Consider the following 13,009-nt stretch of genomic DNA (forward strand, 5'->3'; position numbering starts at 1 on the left):
CGCGCGCCGAGGCAACGGCGGGCCCCGCGGGTGTGACATTTTCAAGCACGGGTGTGACCCCTAAATCACGATGGATTCGCATGCGAGCGACGCCAGACCCACGTATTTCTCCCGCACCCTCTAAACGGCCGCCGGCAAAACCAGTTCCGCCCGCAAGCCTCCCTCGTCCCGTCGCGACAGGGTGATTGTGCCCTGGTACTCCCGAACGATCTCGCTGACGATCGAAAGACCGAGCCCGGTTCCCGGCTTGCTTTCGTCGAGCCGCTTGCCGCGCTTCATCGCCACGGCGATCTGGTCGGGGTTGAGCCCCGGCCCATCGTCGTCGATATCGAGAACGATCCACTGCCGTCCTGGTTCCTTGGCATGAACCTCGCTCGGCGCCGGCCTGACGTTCAGCCATACCTCTGCTCGGGCGTGGCGGGCGGCATTTTCGAGCAGGTTGCCGACGGTCTCCTCGACGTCCTGCAGCTCCATGGCAAGAACCAGTCCCGGCGGGTTGATAGACAGATGAACCTGCTTTTCCGGATTGAGCTTGCGCATGACACGCACGAGGCGTTCGAGCGCCGGCTGCGCTTCGGTCCGCGCCAGCACGGACTCGCGCTGCGCCGCGATCCGGGCGCGGCTCAGATAGGACTGAACCTGGGTCTGCATCGCATCGACCTGGGTGCGCACCAGCTCGCCGTGCGATGCCTCGAGCACCCGCGCCTCGTTCAGCAGCACCGCGATCGGCGTCTTCAGCGAATGGGCAAGATTGCCGACCTGCATGCGGGCGCGCTCGACGATGCGGCGGTTGCTGTCGATCAGCGCGTTGACCTCGTTGGCGAGCGGCTGGATCTCGCGCGGGAATGCACCATCCAACCGTTCGCTTTCGCCGGCGCGGATCTTTTCCATCGAGCGCCGGACCTCATCGAGAGGCCTAAGACCGAAGAGGATGGTGAGCGCGTTCACGCCGAGCCCTCCAAGACCGAAGATGGAGAGCGCGATCGTCAGGTTGCGGGTGAAGCGGTTGATGTCGGCCTCGAGCACATCGCGGTTGCCCGCCACGCGAAAGCGCGCCGTATGGCCCTGGATGTCGAGAACGACCTCGGTCTCGGAGACCTCGACCTCGTTCCCGAAGGGATCCTTGGTGGTGTAGAAGCGGACATAGCCGGTATCGAAGGGCACCTCGTCGACGCTGGCGATCGGCAGCTTGCCGTTGCCGAGCGAGGTCGAGATCAAAGGCGGCGTATCGAACTCGCCGATCGGATCGACGACCCAGTACCAGCCGGTCTGCGGTTGGGAAAACCTGAGATCACCGAGCTGCGGGCTGCCCGAGAGCACCGTCCTCTCGTTTACGGAGATCGAATTGACGACGTTGAAAAGCTGCGCCCTCAGCAAATCCTTGAAGCCGCGCTCGGAGCCCTGGCGATAGAGTTCGGAAATGACCACGCCGATCACGACCAGAGAGACGACCGCCCAGACGGTCGAAACTACCAGGACGCGGGCGGTGAGCGATCTAATTGCCATTGCCCGGCGCTTGCATTCGGTATCCGAGACCGCGCACCGTTTCGATCAGATCGTTGCCGATCTTCTTGCGCAGCCGGCCGATGAACACTTCGATCGTATTGGAATCGCGATCGAAATCCTGATCGTACATATGCTCGACCAGTTCCGTGCGCGAAACCACCTGGCCCATGTGGTGCATGAGATAGGAGAGCAGCCGGAACTCGTGCGACGTCAGCTTCAATGCCACGCCATCGACCGTTGCCTTGGAGCCCTTGGTGTCGAGGCGGACCGGGCCGCAGACGATCTCCGAGCTCGCATGGCCGGCAGCGCGCCGGATCAGCGCGCGGATGCGGGCGAGAACTTCTTCGACGTGGAACGGCTTGGCGACATAGTCGTCGGCGCCGGCATCGATGCCAGCCACCTTGTCGCTCCAGCGGTCACGCGCCGTCAGGATCAGGACCGGCATGGTCTTGCCGTCGCCACGCCATTTTTCAAGGACGGTGATGCCGTCCATCTCCGGCAGGCCGATGTCGAGGATCACGGCATCATAGGGCTCGGCGTCGCCGAGATAGTGCCCCTCCTCGCCATCATAGGCCTGGTCAACGACGTAGCCGGCCTCCTTCAGCACCTCGGCGAGCTGCCGGTTCAGGTTGGCGTCGTCCTCGACAATCAGAATGCGCATCCGTCTTTACTTCCTCTCGCGGCCATCCTGCTGCATGTTTCGCCAAATCTGGCCGATTTAAGGATAAGAACACGCAGCCATTCAAAGTGCTACAGCGACCTTCGTACGCCTGATACGGCACGCGGCGCTGCAGGGATAGCCTACATCGGCACCTTGACGGTTACCTTCTTCGGCCTGCCGCCATTGCCGGGAACAAGCACGGTGATCACGCACTGACCGTCGGACGTCGGCTGCGCCGACAGCAACTCGCCGCCGGTGTCGGCAACGACCTGCGCGGCAGCCGCACTGCAATCGCCGGCCACACGAACGACAATATCCGACGGCACGCTGATCGCTGGCGGGCTGAAGCCGGCGAGGCCTGCAGCAAGCGCGGCTATGATCACTGGTGAAGACATGAACGCACTTTCGACTTGGGAAGCATCATGGCAGAAGGAATAAACGAACGAGGCTGAATGGCAAATGAATGTCGGCCTTTCGGACCGGCAAGCACTATCGGGAAACGCATCATCTCCCCCGAAATCCGACCTTAGATTGCGGCGATTCTTCCCTGGAGGAAACCCGCATCGGTCAATCCGTTGCCTAGCCATAGCCGCTTCCTGCGACAGTTTGGGCGACGCGATCACGCGAGGAACGCGGCCGGGAACCCAAGGCCACCAGACGGAACAGCCCAACCGTCAGCTTTCGTTAAGCATGTTTTGCTAGGATCTTTTTGCTGACCTAAGCAGCGCCGTTCCCGATCGAGGGCGGCATGGCTTCGCACCCATTTTGCCGATTCTTTTGAATCGCTTGGCGGCTGTCGCTCGCAGCGAGATTCAAACACTTCAGAGACTGATTCAGGTTCGGCGCCCTTTCAAACAAGGCTCGGCCATTACGGCCCTCGGCCCTTGCGAGGCAATGCGTCACCACGGCACCGATCACGCCCGCAGCAGTGTCGTCTTCTTAGACAAAGCACTGCGAACCGGCCGACCCTTTTGCCACAATCTATGCGCGCAAATTACTTCAAAAATAGCTGCAACTTAAACCTGTTGACGACCAGGCGCGATGCGTGCTGTGTATAAACGAAAAATTAATCGATTTAAAGATTTTTCAATCGTTTAAATGATTTAAGCCACTGATTTACAAAGCCTTTGCGATGTGAAATTGTCCGCCACATCATACATCACGAAACCGTCACAGAACCCGGGAGGATCGCATGCAGACGCTCGCAAACAACCAGCCCGCATCTCAGCAGTCCAAAGTACCGCAATCATTGCTCGACCGTTTCGAGAGCGAATGGCGTGAGATGCGCGCCGCGAGCGACGCAACGCCGAAGCCGGTCGCACCGGCGGAATGAGGCCCGCCTGAGTGGCGCGCCTGCGCGTCACCGGCCCTGCCCTTCGATTTCCCTAGATTGTCGTCGGACAGCGCTCGTTCAGAGCGCTTTTCGGTGAGTCCTTAGCGGACCGGCGGTGAGGCTATCACCGCCGGTCGCGATGTTTTCCCGCCCCGTGCGGCGGGCGCGCCACCACCGATGCCAAAGCCCATCCAGGCAGCCCGATCAGGCTCCGCTAGCGCCCTTGTCGAGCGCGCGCATCAAGGGCACCCCTTGCAATTTTTGTAGTGATTTTCAGCCTTTTTGCCATTCGGCAAAAGCATGTTAATCTTTCTTCATGCTGACGGAAGAGATCGAAAGACTCGCGCTGAGCCTGCCTGGAACGGAGGAAAATGCGCATTTCGGGACGCGAGATTTTCGCGTCGGGAAGCGTATTTTCATGACCCTGCCGGAGGCCGGTCGTGCCGTTTTCAAGTTCACCCCCGACCAGCAGCGCATGCTTCTGGAAATGGAGCCGGGCGTCTGTGCGGCAGTGCCCGGAGGCTGGGGCGATCGCGGCTGGACGTCGTTCTACTTCGTCCAGGCCGACGAGGATCTCGTGCGGCAATCGATGGAAACGGCGTGGCGCAATGTTGCGCCGAAAAGCCTCGTCAAGAAGAACGGCGGCAGCCACTAGAGGTGCGTTGCGGCAGAACGGCCCTGCCGGCGCCGCACTGCCAAAACGATTCCGCCACTTCGGCTAACCCCTTGTTAGTCCGCGTTTTCCTGTCCCACTTCCAGCGGCCAGGTGACGAGATAATCCTCGTAATCGTCGACATCGATGCCGTCTTCCGCAACGGTGCGGCCGCGCACGGAAATGCCGGCGGTGTGAACCGTTTCCGGATCGCCCGAAATCAACGGATGCCACCAGTAGAGATCGCGCCCTTCGGCCACCAACCGGTAGCCGCAGGTCGGCGGCAGCCAGGTGATTTCGCGCACGGCCTTCGGCGTCAGCTGGATACAGTCGGGCACAGTCGCCTGGCGGTTGGGATAGTCCTTGCAGCGACAGCTCTCGCCGTCGAGAAGCGTACAGCGGATCGAGGTCCAGGCGATCTCGCCCGTGTCCCAATCCTCGAGCTTGTTGAGACAACAGAGGCCGCAGCCGTCACAGAGGCTTTCCCACTCGGTATCGGTCATGTCTTCAAGGCTTTTCGCCTTCCAGAAAGGCATTTCGCCCATCGTCATCACACTTTCGTCAAATCGCTCGCGATACAGAAATTTCGCAGAAAATTGCCGGTTTTTTAAGGCCGGCGGCGCGATATGCAAGTAGATTGGAATTTGACGCCGTGCAAATATTACATGGCGCCGGCATGATGCCGTAGAGCCTTCAGGTGGTTGAGACCGTGCGGGAACCGAGGAAAGACGATAATCGGCCGAAGAAACGGCACATCTTTCTCAGGATCGACTCCTGGATCGATTCCACGGTCTGGAATGCCGGCTTCAAGCTGGGGCAATGGTGGGAGGACACCACCATCTTCTTCCGCCGCTTCCGCGTCACGGGCTGGAAGAAGGCCGTCTTCGAGGTGCTCGGCGAAGGCATGAACTGGGGCACCGTCGGCTCGGTGCTGATGCTGGCACTCGCCCTTCCGGCCTTCGAGGAAACCAAGGGCAACTGGCGCGCCCAGAGCGATTTCGCCGTCACCTTCCTCGACCGCTATGGCAACGAGATCGGCCATCGCGGCATTATCCACGAAGACTCGGTGCCGATCGACGAACTGCCGGATCACCTGATCAAGGCGGTGCTGGCGACCGAGGACCGGCGCTTCTTCGACCATTGGGGCATCGACTTCCTGGGCCTTGCCCGTGCCATGACCGAAAACGCCCGCGCCGGCGGTGTCGTGCAGGGCGGTTCTACACTGACGCAGCAGCTCGCCAAGAACCTCTTCCTGTCGAACGAGCGGACGATCGAACGCAAGATCAAGGAAGCGTTCCTCGCCGTCTGGCTGGAATGCAACCTGTCGAAGAAGGAAATCCTCCGGCTCTATCTCGACCGCGCCTATATGGGCGGCGGTACCTTCGGTGCGGCGGCCGCGGCGCAGTTCTATTTCGGCAAGTCGATCACCGATGTCAGCCTTGCGGAATCGGCGATGCTTGCGGGCCTCTTCAAGGCGCCGGCGCGCTATGCGCCGCACGTCAACCTGCCGGCCGCACGCGGACGCGCCAACGAGGTTCTGACCAACCTCGTCCAGGGCGGCCTGATGACCGAAGGCCAGGTCATCGCCGCGCGACTTAATCCGGCGACGGTCATCGACCGCGCCCAGGTGAAGGCGCCCGACTTCTTCCTCGACTGGGCCTTCGACGAAGTCCAGCGCATCGCCCGCCCCTTCGCGCAACATTCGCTGATCGTGCGCACCACCATCGACATGGGCCTGCAGAATGCCGCCGAGGATTCGGTGGAATCGAGCCTGCGCCAATATGGCGAGAGCTTCCGCGTGAAGCAGGGTGCGCTGGTGATGGTCGAAAACGGCGGTGCCGTGCGTGCCATGGTTGGGGGCCGCGACTATGGCGAGAGCCAGTTCAACCGTGCGACCCGCGCACTGCGCCAACCGGGTTCCTCCTTCAAGGTCTATACCTACGCGGCAGCGATGGAAAAAGGCATGACGCCGGAAACGGTCGTCGTCGACGCACCGATCACCTGGCGCGGATGGTCGCCGCAGAATTATGGCCGCAGCTATGCCGGCCGCATTACCATCCTGACGGCCATCGCCAAGTCGATCAACACCATTCCCGTGCGCCTCGCCAAGGACAAGCTCGGCACGGACCTGATCGCCCAGACGGCCAAGGACATGGGCATCGAGACCCCGATCCGCACCGACAAGACCATGCCGCTCGGCACATCGGAAGTGACCGTGCTCGACCAGGCGACCGCCTACGCGGTGTTCCCGGCCGGCGGCATGCAGTCACGACGCCACGGGATCAGCCAGATCCTCAACTATGACGGCGACATTCTCTACGACTTCGGACGCGATGCGCCGCCGGCGCGGCGCATCCTCTCCGAAACCGCCAACACGTCGATGAACTCCATGCTGACGCAGATCCCGATCATCGGCACGGCGCGCAAGGCCGCGCTCGACAACGGCATCGTCGTCGGCGGCAAGACCGGCACGACGCAGGCCTATCGCGACGCCTGGTTCGTCGGCTTCACTGGCGACTATACGACCGCGGTGTGGTTCGGTAACGACGACTACACCTCGACCAACAACATGACCGGCGGTTCGCTGCCGGCAATGACCTTCAAGCGGCTGATGGACTACGCCGAGCAGGGCATCGAACACCGGACGATCCCGGGGATCACCGCGCCCACGGCGCCGGCAAAGCAGCCGCCGCAGGTGGCGTCAGCGAAGCCGGACGAAAACGCGCTGCCGCCGCTGGTGCGGCCGCGCTCGCTTTCGACCGACGTCACCCGGCTGCTGCGAAGCATTGGCGAGACCTTCGAAAAGGCACCGGCTCTGAAGGCACCCGAGAAGGCCGGCGGCAAGGTCGCCGCTCTCGGCGCGGCGGAAGAACCGCGCTCTGGACAGGCGAATGTCGATGCCGCCAGCAACTGACACCAGCATGTCCGCTCCCGTCGCATATCGCTGCCGCGCAATCCGCTTCGAGGCCGTCGCCGTTGCGCCGGGCCGGGATTTCGGCGAGATAGAGGGTCAACCCGCCGGCGTTACGCCGCAGGACCATATCCGGTAGAGTCGCCCTTGTTTCGAATCCCCTTCCTCGTCGCGCTTACCCTTGCCATCGCCTTCGGCGGCGGCATCGCCTCGGCGGTATGGGCGCTGAAAGCGACCGTCGGCTTCGGCTCGATCGCGATCGGCCCCTGGGTCGCCTTTCCCGAGGCGCAGACGGCCAATGCCGACCCCTATGCCAAGGCGCATCGGGCGCGCGCGGGCGAGTTGCTCTATGGCGGTGCCGAAGGGCTGATGTTCAGCGCCCAGTCCGACAGCAAGGGCGAAAAGCTCCAGGCGGCCTGCTCCTATGATGTTGCTGGGCTAACGCCACAGGCCCGCTTCTGGACGCTTTACGCCGCGAATGCAGAGGGCCTGCCGCTGCGGCCCGGCTCCGACCTCCCCTCCGCGCTCAACTCCTGGACGGTCCTGCGCGGTGAAAACAGCAACTTCACCATCCATGTGTCGCCGAACGCGCAGCCCGACAACTGGCTGGCCGTGCGCCACGCGGGCACGTTCCGGCTGGTGCTGACGCTGCTCGATACGCCGACGGCCGGCTCGTCCGGCCTGATCGATCTCGCCATGCCGGTGATCACCAAGACGGGTTGCGGCGATGCGTAGCGTTCTCTTTGCCACGATCCTCGGCCTGGTCGGCGCTGCGCTGCTGCACATCATCATCGTGCTGGCGCTGCCGCAGTTCACGGGCCGTGACGCCTATACCCGCGTCCTCGGGCTTTTGGAGATGGACAGTTTCTTTGCGCTGACCAGCACGCCTGGCCCCACCGGCCTTGCCAACGACGATCCTTATCTGAGAACCGCGGTCTGCAGCTTCTCGATCTCGGACGGACCGGCGCGTTTCCTTGCCAGCGGCAACGTGCCGTTCTGGTCGCTCGCCGTCTTCGACGGCAATTCGAATGAAGTCTTCAGCATGAACGACCACACCGCGGTCAACGGCAAGCTCGACCTCATCGTCGCAACGCCGATCCAGTTGGTCGAGCTGCGAAAGTCTCCGCCGCAAGCGCTCGCACAATCGATCATGATCGAGATGAAGGAACAGGATGGCTTTGCCGTGCTGAGAGCGATGGCACCGGTCGACAGCTTCGAAGAACAGGTCCGCAACTTCCTTGCGGAATCGACCTGCGAGCCGTTCCGTCGCTAGACGATCCTGGATGGACGTTGGGCAACGGCAGCAAGCTTATAAATCTGCGCCGAGATACGCGGCGATGATCCGATGCCACGTCGAGCGCAGCGGTGCATAGGGGATAGGCCCGAGATAGCGGGCAAGAACAGTGACTTGGAACGCGACCGTTTCGGTCGCCTATTGCACAGGAGCGCTGGGGCTCACTGCTTCTTGATGCGGCGTCCGTCCGGTGCGGTCGGCTGCGGGTCGCGATCGAGGCGCTCGTAGCGGATGCCGGTGAACAGCAGCACTTTCGCTCCACCCGAAATGGCCGGAGGCCGGTGCGGCGGTATACGGACCTTGCGGTCCTGAATTCTGATCACGTCTGCCATGCTCGTCTCCACAAAGTCTTGAGACGGATGAACTACCGTACAGATTTCACCCTGCCCTTCTCGGGCCAGCGCATTTTCCCAGATCTTCCCTGGACAGGCGCGCCTTTCTCGTTTGCTCCTTCTTCCGGTTGCCCGGATGTTGCTGTTCTGGTTCACGACGCAGCCCGATAATACCGGGTCCACTTCGATTGAGCCACAGGTTGGTTAACAGATTACTAATACACGCTCTGCAATCCCAACCTGCGTTCAGTATGTCTGCCGACCGGCCCTGGCGATGTATCCAAGGTAACAGCGGCAATCCGGGCGAAGGCTCGCCTCTCCCGCTAACGGCGGGACATCAAACCGAACAGGAAGGACACACCCGCAACGGCGACCAGGGTCGATAGCGGCTCGTCACGCACACGCTCTCTCACGCGTTCTGCGAGGAGATCCGCCTCGCTCTGCACAACCGCCTTCGTACTCGTTCCGATCGCTGAGACCGTTTCCGTCAGCCGGGCGATTTCCGCGCGCAACTCGGCGATCTGTGCATCGACCTCGGCGCGAGCGCCTGATTCCGCTTCACTCACGGCAACTTTTTCCACCGCCTGCAGTTTCTTTTCGACCATTACAACGCTCCCTTGTCTGCGCGGGCTCAACGCGCCGGCTGGCGTTTGGTTCCGCCAAAGTCGGTCGAAAGCGGGTCTTGCGAAACGCAAAACGGGCGACCAGGGCCGCCCGCTCTTTTCCATTCAGACTTTTCATCACACCGGGCCGCGCCGATGCGTGGCGCCCGGATCAGTTCTCGCAGTAGGGATCGTCGATCTGGCAACGCACCATCGGAGCCGGGCGGGCGCGCTCATAGACGGTGCCGTCGTCCTGCCGAACGCGCACGCCGCCATCGCTGCGGCGTTCCCAGTCACGGCGGTCCTCGCGTTCCGTGCGCTGACGGCGCCAGTCGTCGTCGCGCCACTTGTCCTCGTCGCGCTGCCTGCGTTCCCAGTCGCGTTGTTCCTTTCGGCGATCGCGCTCCCAGTCACGGCGGTCGCGCTCGCGCTGCCGCTCCCAGTCGCGGCGATCACGCCGGTCATCGACCCAATCCGGTCCGCGCCGCCAACGGTCGCGCTCGCGATAGAAGTCGCGGCCGCGGTAGTTGCGATCCCAATAGCTGTCGAACTGGAAGACGACAGTCGGAATGCCGAGCGGGCGATAATAGCGCGGCTCGACATAGACGCGGTTGCGGCGATAGTCGGCCTGGACATAACGCCCGGCAACCCAGCCGCGACCGCCGTAGAACGACACGTCGCACCAGGGAAGGTCGGCAAGGCAGCCGTGGATTTCGACTGATTCGCCCACCGGGATCATCGATACCGCCGGGTAGCGCGTGCTCGGGCCGGAGCGCATGTTGACGTTGGCGGTGGCAAAACCCTCGGCAGCCTGCGCAATCGCCGGGGCCACAAGGAGCGCGCAGACCGCCGCTACGCGCAGAATAAATTTCTTCACAGTTCCATATCTCCCATGGAGAGGCCCCTCTTCACATGGCCCCAAACGTCGGCGGGCGTCCGGGCCCTTCACCGTCGCCGCGATAACTCATGACAGCATGTGGATTTTTTAAGGCTATGGCTGCGGATGTCCCCGAGTTTTGCCGTGCGATAGCGCGATCCATGGGCGCATCGCGCGCCCTGGGGGTGCCGCAAGCCTGAATAAAGCTCCAACATCCATAGTTAACAGTGCGCTAACGCTTTTCTTCTAATTTTTGCGACGTGTGCCGTTCCGGATCGCCGGCAATGGCGATCATGTTTTGCGTGCAGGGAATTATCGTGACGGATCGCTTTCGTGAGTTGGAAAGGCCACAGACTGGCCGCTTGAAGGACGTCGTCCTGATGGCGACCGTCACCGGTTTCGAAAGCCTGCGTTTCCCTCGCAAGTCCGACATGAAGCAATTTGCCGAGCTGTTCGAGCCGCTGTTCCTCGGCTCCAGCAACGAAGCCCGCCGCCAGGCCGCAGCAGCCCTTTCGCAATGCCAGCAAATTCCGGAGACTGTCGCAGCACTGATCGGCGGCATGCCGATTGCCATCGCAGCGATTTTCCTGACCCGCTCGAAGGCCATCGCGGACCGGACGCTGATAACGATCATCCGCGAGCGCGGGCCGGAACATGCGGCCGCCATCGGCCGCCGCCCGAACCTCTCCCCCCTCGTCGTCGATGCGCTCGTCGAACATCACAACCCGCCGGGACTGGCAGCGCGCAGCAGCGCCGTGAACGCGGCAGAAGCCGAACAAACGAGCCAGGAAGACGAGGCCGCCTCGTTGCGCTCGGCGCGCGAAGAAGCGCTTCGCCGCGAGATCAAGGCACTTGCCGGCGCCCGTTCGCGCGATATTCCACAGACGCCGTCGTCGACGACGATTACCGACGTCATGGCTGCACTGCTCGTGCGCTTTGCCAGGAGCGGCGAGATCATCCTGTTTTCGCGTGTCCTCGGCCAGGCCCTCGACACCAGGGATGCGCAGGTCGAGCGTATCCTGCTCGATATTTCCGGACAGCTGCTGGCAACGAGCCTGGTCGCGCTCGACATCGAGGCGGCCGATGCCGGTTTCGTGCTTCAGGCCCTTTATCCGCATCTTCGCGAGCCCTTTGGCGACACCAGCCATGCGGCAGCCTTGATCGGCGCCATGGACCGCAGCGCCTGCCGCGCGCAACTGGATGCCTGGCTCAAGGCGGAAGCCGAAGAAGCTACGCCCGCGGCACGGCACGAAGCCTATTTTGCCGAGAACACCGCCAACGACACGCGCCACGTCGGCGCGCGCAAGGTTGCAGCCACGTCCGTCAACGTGCAGCCGCAGCGACTGTTTGGCCGCCGCCGCGGCTGATACATGCTTCCGCCCACGCCACGCGAGATGTGTCCGGCAATGTCGGCCCAATGGAGCCGAGGTCCCTACCCTAGAAGAGCTGTTTCATCGCGTCGATGATCCAACTCCACTCACGACCGGTCGGGGCCTGCGGCGCTTGCCCTTGCAGTATTGCCATCAATTCCTGGTAACGCGCCGAACGCGCGTGGTGCTTGCGGTACTGTTCGAGCTGCCAATCCAGGAAAGCCTCATCCGGCGCCCGCTTCATCGCCCTTGCCGACTGCGCCAGCCAGTCGGCGGCGATTTCTCTGGCGACGGCCGACTGAGGCCCCAGGCCATTGTCGATTGCTGCCCTCACCCGCGCGAAAGTGGCGTCCGCCGCCTGGGCGTAGGCGGCGGGGTCGAATTCCTCGGTCCACAGGTTCGACATGTGGGCGCGCATCTCGGCGGCATAAGCCTTGTCGGACAGCATCTCCATCAGTTCCGACCAGGCGTCGATCTGTTCGGCTGTCGGGTCTTCGGGCAGATCCGGCGTACCGGCATCCATCATCTTCTTTTTCCACGCCGCCTCCATCGGCGCGCCGCCGGCGACGTCATCATAGAAACGCTCGAGCGCGGCACGAAATTCCGTCTTTGAAATCCTGGTCACGGTCCACAATCTCCTGAGATCCGTTGGGGAGGGTTCATGGATCTTCAAAGCCATTCGCAGGGCCGTGGCGATCCGTCGCTTTGACCGGATCTCCGTTTCGAGCGTCCGAAGCCGCAACGCCAGAACGTCGGCAAGCGAGGTTCTATTGGCCAGGATCTTGCCGATGTCCGTGAGGCTCACGCCCGCTTCACGCAGGGCAAGCACGAGGTCTAGCCGCGCCAGGTCGGCCCCGGAATACATGCGGTAGCCGCTCTCCGTCCGTGCGGAGGGTGGCAGCAACCCCTTGTCCGAGTAAAACCGAAGCCGCCGGACCGGTATGCCGCTCAGCTTCGAAACTTCGCCTATCGAAAAGATTTGATCGTCCATGAACGCGTCCTACGGCCTCCACCAAGTGGAGAGTCAAGCAGGCCGGCGCAATCGGCAAGAGGTGTCAGGGTCGGCCTTTGCCATCGTCGGCAACGACCTCGAACAGGTCGCCGCGGTCGTCCAGTTCGATCTCCACGATCCAGCAATCCGGATCGAAGCGGATCTCGCTTGCAAGCGCCGCATCGACCTTTTCGGCGTCGCTGTCCTGCAGCCGCACCTCGAACTTGCGGCCGAGATCGATCTCGTCGGCGAAGAAGTTCTGCGGCGCCGGGGCAAAGAGCGTCTCGGTACCCACCCGCGTCCGTTGGCGAATGAAGATTGCGCCAGCGTCCTCCGCTCCCTTGCGCAGCACCGCCGCATAGCCACCGAGCGAAAACGCACGACGCAGCAGGGACGAGACGAAGATATGGGACTTCAGGCGCATGGGAGGCTGATACACGCGCGCGGCGAAGGAGGCAAATCGCGCCTGAGCGACGACAG

The 13,009-nt window shown here is 62.6% G+C and carries 15 protein-coding genes; 6 read left to right on the plus strand and 9 right to left on the minus strand.

The annotated features are described in order from the left end of the window. Window positions 1-120 precede the first annotated feature (120 nt). The 3 genes from OKW20_RS01700 to OKW20_RS01710 form a co-directional block, all read right to left on the minus strand. Window positions 121-1,506, minus strand: coding sequence for an ATP-binding protein (locus tag OKW20_RS01700; protein WP_429169819.1), 1,386 nt, complete (start codon window positions 1,504-1,506; stop codon window positions 121-123). Continuing rightward, window positions 1,496-2,167 carry a two-component system response regulator FeuP gene (gene feuP / locus OKW20_RS01705; RefSeq protein WP_034789361.1) on the minus strand — a complete coding sequence of 224 codons (672 nt, stop codon included), beginning with the start codon at window positions 2,165-2,167 and terminating at the stop codon, window positions 1,496-1,498. Before feuP ends, OKW20_RS01700 begins: the two co-directional genes overlap by 11 nt. A 140-nt stretch (window positions 2,168-2,307) precedes the next feature. Next, window positions 2,308-2,562: a hypothetical protein gene (locus OKW20_RS01710; RefSeq protein ID WP_043620079.1), complete on the minus strand. Its 255-nt coding sequence runs from the start codon at window positions 2,560-2,562 to the stop codon at window positions 2,308-2,310. Window positions 2,563-3,359: 797 nt separating this feature from the next. On the opposite strand from OKW20_RS01710, the gene OKW20_RS01715 reads away from it, so the two are divergent. Both OKW20_RS01715 and OKW20_RS01720 read left to right on the plus strand, forming a co-directional pair. Then, window positions 3,360-3,500, plus strand: a complete 141-nt coding sequence (locus tag OKW20_RS01715; RefSeq protein WP_192447458.1) for a hypothetical protein — start codon at window positions 3,360-3,362, stop codon at window positions 3,498-3,500. Window positions 3,501-3,816: 316 nt separating this feature from the next. After that, window positions 3,817-4,155 (plus strand): MmcQ/YjbR family DNA-binding protein, encoded by a 339-nt coding sequence (locus OKW20_RS01720; RefSeq protein ID WP_429169820.1) that lies wholly within the window; start codon window positions 3,817-3,819, stop codon window positions 4,153-4,155. A gap of 74 nt (window positions 4,156-4,229) precedes the next feature. Here the strand turns inward: OKW20_RS01720 and OKW20_RS01725 are convergent, their stop codons facing one another. Continuing rightward, window positions 4,230-4,697 carry a YcgN family cysteine cluster protein gene (locus OKW20_RS01725; RefSeq protein WP_429171120.1) on the minus strand — a complete coding sequence of 156 codons (468 nt, stop codon included), beginning with the start codon at window positions 4,695-4,697 and terminating at the stop codon, window positions 4,230-4,232. Between the two features lie 152 nt (window positions 4,698-4,849). Between OKW20_RS01725 and OKW20_RS01730 the strand changes: the two genes are divergently transcribed. From OKW20_RS01730 to OKW20_RS01740, 3 genes are all read left to right on the plus strand, one after another. Further along, window positions 4,850-7,066, plus strand: coding sequence for a transglycosylase domain-containing protein (locus tag OKW20_RS01730; RefSeq protein WP_429169821.1), 2,217 nt, complete (start codon window positions 4,850-4,852; stop codon window positions 7,064-7,066). 144 nt (window positions 7,067-7,210) lie between these two features. Then, window positions 7,211-7,798, plus strand: a complete 588-nt coding sequence (locus tag OKW20_RS01735; RefSeq protein WP_429112986.1) for a DUF1214 domain-containing protein — start codon at window positions 7,211-7,213, stop codon at window positions 7,796-7,798. Beyond that, on the plus strand, window positions 7,791-8,336 hold the full coding sequence (locus OKW20_RS01740; protein WP_429169822.1) for a DUF1254 domain-containing protein: 546 nt from the start codon (window positions 7,791-7,793) through the stop codon (window positions 8,334-8,336). Before OKW20_RS01735 ends, OKW20_RS01740 begins: the two co-directional genes overlap by 8 nt. A 182-nt stretch (window positions 8,337-8,518) precedes the next feature. On the opposite strand, the gene OKW20_RS01745 is transcribed toward OKW20_RS01740, so the two are convergent. The 3 genes from OKW20_RS01745 to OKW20_RS01755 all read right to left on the minus strand — a co-directional run bounded on the left by OKW20_RS01745 (window position 8,519) and on the right by OKW20_RS01755 (window position 10,168). Further along, complete coding sequence (locus OKW20_RS01745; RefSeq protein ID WP_164475067.1) at window positions 8,519-8,689, minus strand: hypothetical protein; 171 nt, start codon at window positions 8,687-8,689, stop codon at window positions 8,519-8,521. Window positions 8,690-9,012: 323 nt separating this feature from the next. Next, complete coding sequence (locus OKW20_RS01750) at window positions 9,013-9,294, minus strand: hypothetical protein (RefSeq protein ID WP_043620087.1); 282 nt, start codon at window positions 9,292-9,294, stop codon at window positions 9,013-9,015. Window positions 9,295-9,463: 169 nt separating this feature from the next. Further along, on the minus strand, window positions 9,464-10,168 hold the full coding sequence (locus OKW20_RS01755) for an SH3 domain-containing protein (RefSeq protein ID WP_429169824.1): 705 nt from the start codon (window positions 10,166-10,168) through the stop codon (window positions 9,464-9,466). 293 nt (window positions 10,169-10,461) lie between these two features. Here OKW20_RS01755 and OKW20_RS01760 point away from each other — a divergent pair, with 293 nt between their 5' ends. Next, window positions 10,462-11,535: a DUF2336 domain-containing protein gene (locus OKW20_RS01760; protein ID WP_429171121.1), complete on the plus strand. Its 1,074-nt coding sequence runs from the start codon at window positions 10,462-10,464 to the stop codon at window positions 11,533-11,535. A gap of 70 nt (window positions 11,536-11,605) precedes the next feature. Here OKW20_RS01760 and OKW20_RS01765 read toward each other — a convergent pair whose 3' ends face one another. Together OKW20_RS01765 and OKW20_RS01770 are read right to left on the minus strand one after the other, a co-directional pair. Continuing rightward, complete coding sequence (locus OKW20_RS01765) at window positions 11,606-12,529, minus strand: MerR family transcriptional regulator (protein WP_429169825.1); 924 nt, start codon at window positions 12,527-12,529, stop codon at window positions 11,606-11,608. Between the two features lie 64 nt (window positions 12,530-12,593). Beyond that, window positions 12,594-12,953, minus strand: a complete 360-nt coding sequence (locus OKW20_RS01770) for a DUF1491 family protein (protein WP_429169826.1) — start codon at window positions 12,951-12,953, stop codon at window positions 12,594-12,596. Window positions 12,954-13,009 lie beyond the last annotated feature (56 nt).

The organism is Ensifer sp. LBL, from assembly GCF_050435225.1.
Lineage (GTDB): Bacteria > Pseudomonadota > Alphaproteobacteria > Rhizobiales > Rhizobiaceae > Ensifer.

What these genes read in the sequence shown, in the direction of transcription:
- OKW20_RS01700 (WP_429169819.1), bottom strand. Translation starts at nt 1,506, where the DNA reads ATGGCAATTAGATCGCTCACCGCCCGCGTCCTGGTAGTTTCGACCGTC.
- feuP (WP_034789361.1), bottom strand. Translation starts at nt 2,167, where the DNA reads ATGCGCATTCTGATTGTCGAGGACGACGCCAACCTGAACCGGCAGCTC.
- OKW20_RS01710 (WP_043620079.1), bottom strand. Translation starts at nt 2,562, where the DNA reads ATGTCTTCACCAGTGATCATAGCCGCGCTTGCTGCAGGCCTCGCCGGC.
- OKW20_RS01715 (WP_192447458.1), top strand. Translation starts at nt 3,360, where the DNA reads ATGCAGACGCTCGCAAACAACCAGCCCGCATCTCAGCAGTCCAAAGTA.
- OKW20_RS01720 (WP_429169820.1), top strand. Translation starts at nt 3,817, where the DNA reads ATGCTGACGGAAGAGATCGAAAGACTCGCGCTGAGCCTGCCTGGAACG.
- OKW20_RS01725 (WP_429171120.1), bottom strand. Translation starts at nt 4,697, where the DNA reads ATGGGCGAAATGCCTTTCTGGAAGGCGAAAAGCCTTGAAGACATGACC.
- OKW20_RS01740 (WP_429169822.1), top strand. Translation starts at nt 7,791, where the DNA reads ATGCGTAGCGTTCTCTTTGCCACGATCCTCGGCCTGGTCGGCGCTGCG.
- OKW20_RS01745 (WP_164475067.1), bottom strand. Translation starts at nt 8,689, where the DNA reads ATGGCAGACGTGATCAGAATTCAGGACCGCAAGGTCCGTATACCGCCG.
- OKW20_RS01750 (WP_043620087.1), bottom strand. Translation starts at nt 9,294, where the DNA reads ATGGTCGAAAAGAAACTGCAGGCGGTGGAAAAAGTTGCCGTGAGTGAA.
- OKW20_RS01760 (WP_429171121.1), top strand. Translation starts at nt 10,462, where the DNA reads ATGTTTTGCGTGCAGGGAATTATCGTGACGGATCGCTTTCGTGAGTTG.
- OKW20_RS01765 (WP_429169825.1), bottom strand. Translation starts at nt 12,529, where the DNA reads ATGGACGATCAAATCTTTTCGATAGGCGAAGTTTCGAAGCTGAGCGGC.
- OKW20_RS01770 (WP_429169826.1), bottom strand. Translation starts at nt 12,953, where the DNA reads ATGCGCCTGAAGTCCCATATCTTCGTCTCGTCCCTGCTGCGTCGTGCG.